The sequence below is a fragment of the Kribbella albertanoniae genome (assembly GCF_004348455.1).
Classification (GTDB): domain Bacteria; phylum Actinomycetota; class Actinomycetes; order Propionibacteriales; family Kribbellaceae; genus Kribbella; species Kribbella albertanoniae.
The window spans coordinates 1-11,035 of record NZ_SMKA01000301.1; the positions used below are offsets into that span (position 1 = coordinate 1).

The 11,035-nt window shown below is 67.6% G+C and carries 9 protein-coding genes; all 9 read right to left on the reverse strand.

Translation table 11 applies throughout. From position 1 onward, the window contains the following. Positions 1–159: 159 nt before the first annotated feature. On the reverse strand, positions 160–1,662 hold the full coding sequence (locus E1261_RS38500; protein WP_132414688.1) for a CoA-acylating methylmalonate-semialdehyde dehydrogenase: 1,503 nt from the start codon (positions 1,660–1,662) through the stop codon (positions 160–162). A gap of 37 nt (positions 1,663–1,699) precedes the next feature. Further along, positions 1,700–2,707 carry a Gfo/Idh/MocA family protein gene (locus tag E1261_RS38505; RefSeq protein WP_132414689.1) on the reverse strand — a complete coding sequence of 336 codons (1,008 nt, stop codon included), beginning with the start codon at positions 2,705–2,707 and terminating at the stop codon, positions 1,700–1,702. A gap of 2 nt (positions 2,708–2,709) precedes the next feature. Beyond that, on the reverse strand, positions 2,710–3,576 hold the full coding sequence (locus E1261_RS38510) for an ATP-binding cassette domain-containing protein (RefSeq protein ID WP_132414690.1): 867 nt from the start codon (positions 3,574–3,576) through the stop codon (positions 2,710–2,712). After that, on the reverse strand, positions 3,573–4,619 hold the full coding sequence (locus tag E1261_RS38515; RefSeq protein WP_132414691.1) for an ABC transporter permease: 1,047 nt from the start codon (positions 4,617–4,619) through the stop codon (positions 3,573–3,575). The genes E1261_RS38510 and E1261_RS38515 overlap by 4 nt, the downstream gene beginning before the upstream one ends. Before the next feature lie 10 nt (positions 4,620–4,629). Further along, positions 4,630–5,625: a substrate-binding domain-containing protein gene (locus E1261_RS38520; RefSeq protein WP_132414692.1), complete on the reverse strand. Its 996-nt coding sequence runs from the start codon at positions 5,623–5,625 to the stop codon at positions 4,630–4,632. An 83-nt stretch (positions 5,626–5,708) separates the two neighbouring features. Further along, the gene (locus E1261_RS38525; RefSeq protein WP_132414693.1) at positions 5,709–6,602 is read right to left on the reverse strand and encodes a sugar phosphate isomerase/epimerase family protein; all 894 of its coding nucleotides are present in this window, start codon (positions 6,600–6,602) and stop codon (positions 5,709–5,711) included. Between the two features lie 3 nt (positions 6,603–6,605). Beyond that, positions 6,606–8,516, reverse strand: coding sequence for a 3D-(3,5/4)-trihydroxycyclohexane-1,2-dione acylhydrolase (decyclizing) (gene iolD / locus E1261_RS38530; RefSeq protein WP_132414694.1), 1,911 nt, complete (start codon positions 8,514–8,516; stop codon positions 6,606–6,608). Beyond that, complete coding sequence (gene iolB, locus E1261_RS38535; protein ID WP_132414695.1) at positions 8,513–9,406, reverse strand: 5-deoxy-glucuronate isomerase; 894 nt, start codon at positions 9,404–9,406, stop codon at positions 8,513–8,515. Before iolB ends, iolD begins: the two co-directional genes overlap by 4 nt. Beyond that, a complete protein-coding gene (locus tag E1261_RS38540; RefSeq protein ID WP_132414696.1) occupies positions 9,403–10,290 on the reverse strand; it encodes a Cgl0159 family (beta/alpha)8-fold protein in 888 nt (295 codons plus the stop codon). The genes iolB and E1261_RS38540 overlap by 4 nt, the downstream gene beginning before the upstream one ends. Between the last annotated feature and the right edge of the window lie 745 nt (positions 10,291–11,035).

Consider the following 11,035-nt stretch of genomic DNA (forward strand, 5'->3'; position numbering starts at 1 on the left):
CCACAGTCCCCCTCACCACCCCACGCCTCCAGCACCGCACAGACCTCCTCCACGGCCACCTCCCCGGCACCGCCGCAGACGCACTCGCCGCCGCCCTCGGCGGTTGAACTAGCGACGGCCCTGACCGAGGTCGGTCAGAGCCGTCGTCGTCAACGGGGGTCAGTCGCCGGTGGGGAAGCCGAGGTTGATGCCGCCGTGGCTGGGGTCTAGCCAGCGGGAGGTGACGACCTTGGAGCGGGTGAAGAAGTGGACGCCGTCCAGGCCGTGGGCGTGGGTGTCGCCGAAGAGGGAGTTCTTCCAGCCGCCGAACGAGTAGTAGGCCATCGGGACCGGGATCGGGACGTTGATCCCGACCATGCCGACCTCGACCTCGTTCTGGAAGCGGCGGGCGGCGCCGCCGTCGTTGGTGAAGATCGCGGTGCCGTTGCCGTAGGGGTTGGAGTTCACCAGGTCGAGCGCGGCGTCGTACGACGGGAGCCGGAGCACAGACAGCACCGGGCCGAAGATCTCGTCGGTGTAGATCGACATCTCCGGGGTCACCTTGTCGAACAGGGTCGGGCCGAGCCAGAAGCCGTCGGCGCCACCGTCGAACTCACCGTCGCGCCCGTCGACGACGAGCTCTGCGCCCTCCTCGACACCGGCTGCCACATAGCCGGAGACCTTGTCGCGGTGCGGGCCGGTGACGAGCGGGCCCATGTCGCACGAGCGGGTGCCGTCGCCGGTCTTGAGCTTCGCCATCCGGTCGGTGATCTTCGAGATCAGCTCGTCGGCGATCGGCTCCACCGCGACCAGGGCCGAGATCGCCATACAGCGCTCGCCGGCCGAGCCGAATCCGGCATTCACCGCGGCGTCCGCGGCCAGGTCCAGGTCGGCGTCGGGCAGCACGATCATGTGGTTCTTCGCACCACCGAGCGCCTGTACACGCTTGCCGTTCTTGGTGCCGTTCTCGTAGACGTACTTCGCGATCGGAGTCGAGCCGACGAACGAAACCGACTTGATGTCCGGGTGCTCGAGCAGCCGGTCGACGGCCTCCTTGTCGCCATGCAGCACATTCACCACGCCGTCCGGCAAGCCGGCCTCCTTCCAGAGCTCGGCCATCGCGTTCGCCGCCGACGGGTCCTTCTCGGACGGCTTGATCACCACGCTGTTGCCGCAGGCGACCGCGATCGGGACGAACCACATCGGCACCATCGCCGGGAAGTTGAACGGCGAGATGACCGCGCTGACGCCGAGCGGCTGACGGATCGAGTAGACGTCGACCTTGGTCGAGACGCCTTCACTGAACCCGCCCTTGAGCAGATGCGGGATACCGCAGGCGAACTCGATCACCTCGAGGCCACGAGTGACCTCGCCGAGCGCGTCGGACAGCACCTTGCCATGCTCGGCCGTGATCAGCGCGGCGATCTGCTCCTTGCGCTCGTTCACCAGCTGGCGATACGCGAACAGCACCTGGGTGCGCTTGGTCAGCGAGGTCTGTCCCCACGCCTTCGACGCGTCGTGCGCGACCTTGACGACCTCGTCGACGGTGGCCGCCGACGCGAGGTCGAGCTCTCCGGTGACGTCGCCGGTGGCCGGGTTGTAGACCTTGCTGGTGCGCTCGGCGACACCGGTCCACGGGCTGCCGCCGACCAGATGGGTGATGCGCTTGATGTCAGTACTCACAACACAATTCCTTTCAGCTGCAGCTTGGGTTTCGGCCTCAGCCGAGGACTGCCTGGCGGTCGGCAAGGTCTACGGTGACGGGCTGACCAGTGCTCAGCGACGCGAGCCCCGCTTCGCAGACGGCGGCTGCCGCGTATCCGTCCCAGGCGCTCGGGCCGTCGATCTCGTCGCGGCCCACGGCCTCGACCCAGCGCTGGACCTCGATGTCGTACGCACGGTCGAAGCGGATCCGGAAGTCCTCCGGCATCGCACCACCCCAGTGCCCAGCGGCGCGGGTCAGCACCCCCGCGCCGAGGCCGATGGTCGCACTCCCGCGCTCGGCGACGGCTTCACAACGGACTTCGTAGCCGACCTGGAAGTTCACGAACACCTCGACGTCGGCCATCGCACCGTTCGCCATCTCGAAGACCGCGAACTGCGGGTCGAGCACCCCGTCGGGTACGGCGCTGGTCGGCTTCGGCGCGTGGACGGTGATCCTGCTGATCTCGGAGCCGAGCAGCCAGCGCGCGACATCGACCTCGTGAACCATCGAGTCGCGCACGATCATTTCGCTGCGGAATCCCGGACCGTTGGCCTTGTTGCGGTGCACGTTGTGCAACAGCAGCGGGCGGCCGAGCTCCCCGGAGTCGAGCAGCTGCTTGAGAGCGGTGTACTCGGGGTCGAAGCGGCGCATGAAGCCGACCTGGATGAGCTGCCGGCCGAGCTTATGCTCGGCCTCGACCACCTGCAGCGAGGAGGCCGCATCCATCGTCAGTGGCTTCTCGCAGAGCACGGGTTTGCCGTGCTCGAGGCAGGCGAACAACTGCTCGGCATGCGCGAATCCCGGTGATGCAAGGATCACCGCATCCACGTCACGCGCGCCGATCAGCGCCAGCGGATCGGCAACCACCCGCGCCGAGAGCCGACTCGCGAGCTCTTCGGCGCGAGCAGCATCCGGGTCCGACACGGCGACCAGGCGTGCGCCCGACGTCCGCCGTACGATCCGCTCGGCGTGGTCGGCACCCATCGCACCCACCCCGATGATGCCGATCCGCAGCTCACTCATTGCTACTCCTTCTCCTGAGCCTGTATGGCGTCCTGTACGTCGGCCACCGCGTCCGGGGCCAAGTCGCGCAGCTCGTGGCTCAGCGCCTCGAGCTCGGAGCCGCCGGCCATCTCCGTGGTCAGCTGCTCCAGCGTGATGTCGGCCCGCTGTGTGTCCAGCGCGACCCGGCCGAGCTTCAGCACCACGAAATGGTTGCCGACCAGGTAGGCGTGGTGCGGGTTGTGGGTGATGAAGATGACCCCGATCCCGGCGTCGCGGGCCTTCACGACGTACTTGAGCACGACGCCGGACTGGTTGACGCCCAGCGCCGCGGTCGGCTCGTCCAGGATCAGCACCTTGGCACCGAAGTGGATGGCTCGCGCGATCGCGACACACTGCCGCTGACCACCCGACAGCTTGCCGACCGGCTGCTCCAGGTCGGGGATCGAGATCCCCATCTTGGTCAGCTCCTCGTTGGCGATCCGCTTCATCGCCCGCTCGTCGAGCTGCCGGAACGGGCCGCGGGTGAGCTCGTTACCGAGGAAGAAGTTCCGCCATACCGACATCAGTGGCGCCAGTGCGAGGTCCTGGTAGACGGTCGCGATCCCACTGTCCAGCGACTCCCGGGGCGAGGCGAAGTGCCGCTCCTCGCCGTTCACCGACATGGTGCCGGAGGTGTAGTCGTGCAGACCGGCGATGATCTTGATCAGCGTCGACTTGCCGGCGCCGTTGTCGCCGAGCACGCAGGTGATCTCGCCCTGCCGCACCGACAGCGACACCCCACGCAGCGCCTGGATGTTGCCGTAGCTCTTGCCGACGTCCTCCAGGTGGACGATCGGCGCGGTCGGGCTGTTCGCAGCCTCGGACGCGAAGCTCTCCGTGGTGGTCATCGTGCCTCCGCCCTGTTCTTGACGACCAGGTTGACGATGGTGGCCAGTAGCAACATCGTGCCGAGGAAGGCCTTGAACCAGTCCGGGTTCCAGCCGGCGTACACGACGCCGAGTTGCACCATTCCGAAGATCAGTGCCCCGATCGCGCCACCTGCCACCGAGCCGTAGCCACCGGTCAGCAGACAGCCGCCGACCACCGCGGCGATGATGTAGACGAACTCCTTGCCGACACCTTCACCGGACTGGACGACACCGTTCTGGACGAAGAGCAACTGCATCCCGGCGAACCAGGCGAAGAACCCGACCGCCATGAACAGCCCGATCTTCACCTTCTTCACCGGTACGCCGACCGCGCGGGCGGCCGCGGCATCGCCGCCGACCGCGAAGATCCAGTTGCCGATCTGCGTCTTCAGCAGCACCCAGGCGGCGATCGCGACGAACACGATCCACCAGACGATGATGATCTTGATCGTCACCCCGCCCAGCTTGAACTCCGAGGCGAACACCTTCTGCGCGGCACCGAAACCGTCCATGTCACTGATCGAGTTCGACGCGACCGCGCCCGAGGCCAGCCGGGTGACCGCGATGTTGAGGCCCTGCAGGATGAAGAACGTGCCCAGCGTCACCAGGAAGCTGGGCAGTCCTGTCCGCATCAGCAGCCAGCCGTTGAACGCACCGACCGCCAGCGAGACGGCCAGCGCGATCAGGATGCCGAGCCAGACGTTCACGCTGAACTGGTAGGCGAACAGGCCCGCGGTCAGGCCGGACGTCGTCACCGCGACGCCGGCCGACAGGTCGAACTCGCCACCGATCATCAGCAGCGCCACCGGCACCGCCATCACTCCGACCAGCGCTGCCTGGTACAGGATCGTGCCGGTGTTGTTGATGTCGCGGAACGGCGGTGCGGCGATCAGGAAGAACACCAGGATGACCGCTGCGCCGACCAGCGATCCGATCTCGGGCCGGCTGAGCAGCCGCGCCCCGACCGACCGGGCCGAGACCCGGTCGTCGGCCGTGGCCGGTGAAGTGATGGTCGATGCCATGTCGCCTACCTCAGCGGGTTCCGGCCGCGGCGTACTTGGCGACGGCCTCGATGTTCGTCTTGTCGATGAAGGCCGGTCCGGTCAGGGTGGCCTCACCACCGCCGATGGTGTCGCCGTTGGTCTTGTTCAGCCAGATCGCGTCCACCGCGAGGTAGCCCTGCAAGTACGGCTGCTGGTCGACGGCGAACTGCACGGTGCCGTCCTGGACCGCCTTCGCCATCTCCTTGCTCATGTCGAAGCTGGCGATCTTGGCCGCCGAGCCGGCGCCCTTGGCCGCGGTGACCGCGGTCAGCGCGATACCGGCGTTCAGCGCGACGACGTAGTCCGCGTTCTTGTCCTGCTGCAGCTTCGCGGTCAGCGTCGCCTGCGTGCCGGGCTGGTCGGTGCCGTTGACGTTCACGTTCTCGACCGCGCCGAACTTGTCCTTGATGCCCTGGCAGCGGGCTTCGAGGCTGACGTTGCCCTGCTCGTGGATGACGCAGATGACCTTCTTCGCGCCGAGCTCCTTGAGCTTGTCCCCGGTCGCCTGACCGGCGATCCGCTCGTCCTGGCCGAAGTACCCGATCGCGCCGGTGCCCTTCCAGCTGTCGAGCCCGCCGTTCAGGACCGTCACCGGGATGCCGGCCGCGACCGCCTTCTTCAGGTTCGGGATCACGGCGTCCGGCTTGTTCAGGGTGAGCGCGATGCCGTCGACCTTGGCGTCGATCGCGGTCTGCACCAGGTTCGCCTGGGCCGCGCCGTCGGGGTCACTGGAGTACTGCAGCTCGATGTTGTCCTTCTTCGCCGCCGCCTCGGCACCCCGCCGGACGATGTCCCAGAAGGTGTCACCGGGCCCCGAGTGGGTGATCAGTGCGACCTTCATCCGCGGCGTGTCCGCGACACCACTACCGCTGCCGCTCGAGCCCTGCTCCTCCTGCTTGCCCCCGGAGGAACTGCACGCGGCGAGTGCCGTGACGAGCACGACTGCCGCGCCCGCGGCCACTGCCTTCCTGTGCCACCGAACCATGACTCCAACCAGCCTTTCAGATGTTCCACGGTCGACCCGCGGAGAGTTGCTTGGGACCAGCGAGTTTCACACTCTGCTGGCCATCACACCGATACGCCACCCCCGTGGGATCTCAGATAGGCCAACGTCCGGGCCGCGATCGGCAGCGGCACGTCCGGCGGGCAGGGATACATGTCCTGCTCCACGATCGCGAACAGCTCCACGTCGAGACCGGCGAGCTCCGCCAGCAGCGGCGGGAACTCCGGTACGCCGTGCGGTGGCTCGGCCATCACACCACGCTCGATCGCCTGGTCGAAGCTGAGCCCCTGGCCCTGGATCGCGGCCAGCACCTCGGGATTCACCTGCTTGAGGTGCAGGTAGCCGATGCGGTCCGGATACCTGCGGATGAGCTCGAGGTTGTCACCACCGCAGTAGCTGATGTGACCGGTGTCGAGGCAGAGGCCGACGTACTGCGGGTCTGTCTCCTCGAGGAAGCGCTCGACGGTGTCCTGGTTGTCCACGTGACCATCCGCATGTGGGTGGTACTGCAACCGGACACCGAACTCCTCCGCGACCCGGCGACCGAGCTCGCTCACCTGCTTGCCGTGCGCCGCCTGCGCGGCGTGGTCGAGGCGCTCCTCGGTGATGCTGCCATCCGCGTCGCGCCACATGGACGGCATCACGACAAGGTGCTTGGCGCCCATCGCCGCGGCCAACTCGGCCGTCGGCGCGACATCGCGCCACGTCGTCTCCCAGCCGTCCGGGCGGTGCAACTGCTCAAACGTCGTACCCGCTGTCATGGTCAGGCCGCGCTGGTCGAGCTCCGCCTTCAGCTGGGCCTTGTCGGTCGGAAGATACCCGTACGGACCTAGCTCGATCCGCGTGTACCCAGCCTCGACGACCTCGTCGAGGAACCGGGTCCACGGTGTCTGCTGCGCGTCGTTGGCGAACCAGACTCCCCACGAGTCCGGCGCCGTACCAATATTGATCGCCGCCATCTGTCAGTCGCCTTCGACCGGTGTGAGATAGCCCTGCTGTGCCTTCTTGCTCTCCTCGTACGACGCCGCCGCGGCCTGCGTGGATTGCAGCTCGGACACCTCGCTCACCGGCACGTCCCACCACGCCTCGCTGTCCGGCGCACCGATCAGCGGGTCGGTGGTGACGTGAATCGCGATCGGGCCGGTCGCCGCCTTGGCGGTGTGGATCGCCTTCTCCAGCTCGTCGAGGCTGCGCACGTCGAGCACGTCGATCCCGAAGCTGCGGACATTCGCCGCGAGGTCGACCGGGAGGTAATCGCCGTCCAGCCGGCCGTCGCCGGTGCGCTTGCGATACGCCGTGCCGAACCGCTGCGACCCCAGTGACTCCGACAGGGCACCGATCGACGCGAAGCCGTGGTTCTGCACGAGGACCACGATGATCTTCAGATTCTCCTGGACGGCGGTGGCCAGCTCACTCGACATCATCAGATACGACCCGTCGCCGACCATGACGAAGACATCGCGCTCCGGCGCGCCGAGGCGGACACCCAGACCACCGGCGATCTCGTAACCCATACAGGAGAAGCCATATTCGACGTGGTATCCCTTCGGGTCTCGGGTCCGCCAGAGTTTGTGCAGGTCGCCCGGCATCGAACCGGCTGCACAGACCACGACATCAGACGCCGCCGACAATTCGTTGACGGCACCGAGAACCTGGCCCTGGGTGAGCAGGCCTTCGGCCAGTTTCCCGGTCACCTCGTCGGAGGGCTTGTAATGTGCCGAGACAATGCCGTCCCAGTTCCTTGAGAGTTCCGTGGCCGTCGAGGTGTACTTGCTGTCGACGGACCAGTCACCGAGCGCGGATCCCAACGAAACAAGGGCTTCCCGCGCATCCGCGACGAGAGGAAGACCGGCATGTTTAGCACTGTCGAAGCGCGCCACGTTGATGTTCACGAAGCGTACCGCCGGGTTGGCGAAGGCGGTCCGGGAGGCCGTCGTGAAGTCGCTGTAACGAGTGCCGATCCCGATCACCAGGTCGGCTTCGCGGGCCAGCGCGTTCGCTGCCGTCGTGCCGGTCGAGCCGACCGCGCCCATCGACTGCGGGTGATCGTAGGTCAGCGATCCCTTACCTGCCTGGGTTTCCGCGACCGGGATACCGGTCGCTTCCGCGAAGGCGCGCAGTGCGTCCTCGGCGCCCGAGTAGTGCACGCCACCACCGGCGACGATCAGCGGCCGCTGCGCGGACCGTAGGAGATCTACCGACTTGTCGACAATTGATGCTTCCGGCAACGGACGCGCGACGTACCAGGTGCGCTCGGCGAAGAGCTCCTCCGGCCAGTCGTAGGCCTCTGCCTGCACATCCTGCGGGAGTGCCAGCGTCACCGCACCGGTCTCGACCGGGTCGGTGAGCACACGCATCGCGTTCAGCAGTGCCGACGGGAGCTGCTCGGGACGCCACACCCGGTCGAAGTACTTCGAGACCGGGCGGAAGGCGTCGTTCACCGACACATCACCGGCGGCGAAACTCTCCAGCTCCTGCAGCACGGGGGTTGCCACCCGGGTTGCGAACACATCCGAAGGGAGGATCAGGACCGGGAGCCGGTTGATCGTGGCGAGGGCCGCGCCGGTCACCATGTTGGTCGACCCAGGGCCGACGCTTGCCGTGCAGGCGTAGGTCTGGAGCCGGTCACGGGTGCGGGCGAAGGCGGCTGCTGTGTGCACCATGGCCTGCTCGTTGCGGGACAGGATGTACGGCAGGGCCGTCGGGTCCTCAAGCTCGGCCTGCAGCAGTGCCTGGCCGACACCGGCCACGTTCCCGTGCCCGAAGATGCCCAGGGTGCCGGCGATCAGCCGCTGCCGGACTCCGTCGCGCTCCGAGTACTGGACGCTCAGGAATCGCACCAACGCCTGCGCGACCGTGAGACGCACCGTCATGACTCTTCTCCTCCGAAAGGCAGCCGTGGATCAATCTGCTGGTTCGCCCAGAGTTCGCGAACCCAGCCGTGCTGGGGGTCGTCGGTGATCAGCCACTCGCGTTCCGCGCCGGGACCGGCCATCACGTTCAGGTAGTACATGTCATAGCCAGGAGGCGCCATCGCGGGACCATGCCAACCATGAGGTACCAGGACCAGATCGCCGTTGCGGACCTCCGCGAGCACGTCGATCGGGCGGTCCGCGGTGCCGTAGACCCGCTGGTAACCGATCGGGTCGTTGCCCTGGACACCTTCCGGGGCGGCGTCGGAGAGCTGCAGCTCGAAGTAGTAGATCTCTTCGAGGACGCTTTCCTTACCAGGCTTGTGCTCGTCGTGCTTGTGCGGCGGGTACGACGACCAGTTCCCTGCCGGGGTGAGAACCTCGCAGGCGATGATCGAGTCAGCCTCGAGAACACCCGGCGTACCGAAGTTGCGGACCTGGCGGGACGAGACGCCCGCACCACGCAACTCGGACTGCACCTGCTCGGTGCCGATCCGGCGGAAGGGATAGTCGTTCGCGGCCTTCGCATGCGGGAAGGCGATGCGGGCGCCCCCGGCGCTGGTGACGGCGACGGTGGTTCCGCGCGGGACGTACGCGAAGTCGGTCGGCCCGGCGAACACATCGGCCCGGCCACCGAGCGGCACGGTCTCACCGTCGACGACGACTTCGGCGGATCCGCTGAGCGGGAGCACGAGGTACTCGCAGTCGTCGGTGTCGAACTCGACCGATTGCCCGGGGCGGAGCGTGGCGACGTACAGACCGCTGTACTCCCACTCCTTGTCGCCCGGGGTGACGGCGACATCGAAACCATCGCGCGCGGTGCTGCCAGCCGGCTTGAACCACTCCGTCATGCAGCGCCTCCGTGGACGAGGGATGCGGCTTGGTCTACGGCGTAGGCGACGTTGCCGTCGGGTGGGAAGAGGAGTGCTCTGCCGACCACCAGACCGCGAACCGAGGGGAGGGAGAGCGCTTTGCCCCAGCGCGCGTAGGTCTCTTCGGGGGCGACCGTGGGGTCACCGCCGAGGAGGAGCGTGGGCAGGGTGGTCGCGTCCATCACGCGGTCGAGGTTGTCGACGACCGGGAGCTTGAGCCAGGTGTAGGCACTCGTCGCGCCGAGGCCGGCGGCGATGTGAACGGACTTGATCACCGAGTCGGCGTCGAGGACGTTCGTGACACGGCCGTCCTTGCGGGTCGACCAGAACGGCTCGACCATCGCCATCAGCTTGTGCTCTGCGAGTTCGGTGACGGCCTTCGCGCTGGCTTCCAGGGTGGCGACCGTGCCGGGGTCGGCGAGGTCGATCCGGGTCAGCATCTTGCCGCCGTCGAGCCGGCGCGACGCGATGTCCGCGGCCGAACCGTAGGCGGTGAAGCGATCGTCGAGTTCGAAGGACGAGCCCTGCAGACCGCCGCGGTTCATCGAACCGATGACGACCTTGCCTTCCAGGGCACCGAGCAGCAGGAGGTCTTCGAGTACGTCGGGGGTTGCCAGCACACCGTCGACACCGGGGCGCTCGAGAGCTGTCACCAGTCGCTCGATCAGGCCGGGGCGACTACCCATCGCGAACTGGTCGTCGCGGACGCCTAGCGCGCCGCGGGCCGGGTGGTCCGCGGCGACGATCAGGAGGCGACCGTCGGTGCCCACCAGTTCACGAGTACGGCGTCGCTGCCAGGCCTCGGCAATCCGCTCCGGCTGCCGAACGCGAATCTCGGTCAGTTCGCTTAGCCGAGCGACCACGTCGTCGCGGACAACCCGCCCAGCAGCCGGTTCCACAGTCGGACGAGGCCGCCCGCCCTCAGTAGCCGGATGCCAAGAAGCAACGTCGCCCCCAACCGGCACAGCAGGCGCGGGGCCAACTCCACCCGCCGGTACGACGGGTGTGGGGTGCTCGGCGGGGACTGCAGTGGGTGGCTCAACCGGGTGTGAGGCGATGACTGTCACATCGTCTGCTCCGGGGTAGGTGACACCCGGTGCTGCTGCCACCACGTTCGGAGGCGGTGGCGATGCTGGGGCCACGTCCGTCGGCTTGGAGACCGGGACCACGATCGTGGGGTCGTCGGGTCCGGAGTACGCCGCAGACGCCGAGTCGGTGGGCACAACCGTAGTCGGATCGTTCGCCGGTACGACGGTCGTGTCGTCAGCCCCAGGCACCTGAAGCCGCGCCACGATCGTCGGATCATTGGCCACCCCAGCCTGCCGCCGAGCCCGAGCCGCCTGCACCGACTGCACCCCAGCTGGATCAGTCGCACCCGGATGTGCGGGAGCGGAGGGCCGGCGCTGCACCACTGTCGGATCCGTCGGACTCACCGCACCCGCCTGCCCGGAGTGCGTGTGCGCAGGGTTCGCGTCACCGGGGGTACGCCGCTGCACAACCGTGGGGTCGGTCGGGCTTACATCGGCTGGCCGCGCGGAGTGCGCATCACCGGAGGGGCGGCGCTGAACGACGGTGGGGTCGGTCGGGCTTACCTCGTCGGGGTGGGAC

Coding starts and splice junctions, on each gene's coding strand:
- E1261_RS38505 (WP_132414689.1), bottom strand. CDS start 2,707: ATGAGTGAGCTGCGGATCGGCATCATCGGGGTGGGTGCGATGGGTGCC.
- E1261_RS38510 (WP_132414690.1), bottom strand. CDS start 3,576: ATGACCACCACGGAGAGCTTCGCGTCCGAGGCTGCGAACAGCCCGACC.
- E1261_RS38515 (WP_132414691.1), bottom strand. CDS start 4,619: ATGGCATCGACCATCACTTCACCGGCCACGGCCGACGACCGGGTCTCG.
- E1261_RS38520 (WP_132414692.1), bottom strand. CDS start 5,625: ATGGTTCGGTGGCACAGGAAGGCAGTGGCCGCGGGCGCGGCAGTCGTG.
- E1261_RS38525 (WP_132414693.1), bottom strand. CDS start 6,602: ATGGCGGCGATCAATATTGGTACGGCGCCGGACTCGTGGGGAGTCTGG.
- iolD (WP_132414694.1), bottom strand. CDS start 8,516: ATGACGGTGCGTCTCACGGTCGCGCAGGCGTTGGTGCGATTCCTGAGC.
- iolB (WP_132414695.1), bottom strand. CDS start 9,406: ATGACGGAGTGGTTCAAGCCGGCTGGCAGCACCGCGCGCGATGGTTTC.